General features: G+C 61.3%; 1 protein-coding gene. It reads right to left on the bottom strand.

The window, feature by feature from the left end:
* The coding region (locus tag FY251_RS20640) for an ABC transporter ATP-binding protein (protein WP_148416838.1) at window positions 1-513 on the bottom strand (513 nt) is incomplete at its 3' end.
* Window positions 514-667 lie beyond the last annotated feature (154 nt).

Here is a 667-nt window from a genome sequence, read left to right as displayed (position 1 = left end):
CAGCAGCATATCCGGTTCGGCGGCCAGCGCAATGCCGAGTTCGAGCCGGCGCTTGTTCCCGTAGTCGAGGCTATCAGCCTGGTTCTCGCGCTCGTCGTACAGCCCGACTGATTCGAGGACCTCGTTCGCCAGTTCGTCGACCGCCGGATAGCTGTTCTGGTTCCGGAAGAAGTTGAACCGGAACGAGCCGTGCTCGGCCGCCAGCGCCGCGATAGTCGCGTTCTCCTTGACGGTCAGTTCGGGGAAGATAGAGGCCGTCTGGAAGGACTTGCTCATCCCCCGCTGGACGACCTCGTGTGGGTCCATTCCGATGATGGAATCCCCTTGGAACGCGATCTCGCCGTAGCTCGGTTCGAGCCGTCTGGTGACGAGGTTGATGAACGTCGATTTCCCCGCGCCGTTGGGTCCGATGAGGCTCACGCCTTCACCCTGTTCTATTTCCAGGTCCACCTCGTCGACGGCCGTGAGGCCGCCGAACTGCTTGGTGAGCCGCTCCGTTTTGAGGACTGTCATTCGTCCTCACCTCCGACGACCATGTCACGAACGTAGTCGATACCGCCCCAGATTCCGTTCGGGAAGAGGACGACGGCGACGACGAACACGATGCCGAGAATGAGGTGCCAGAACGGGCCGAGCGTCTCGAACCCGCTGACGATATTCTCGATGT

This window comes from Haloferax sp. KTX1 (genome assembly GCF_902410085.1).
GTDB classification, from domain to species: domain Archaea; phylum Halobacteriota; class Halobacteria; order Halobacteriales; family Haloferacaceae; genus Haloferax; species Haloferax massiliensis.
This window is presented reverse-complemented; position numbering and strand designations above follow the sequence as displayed.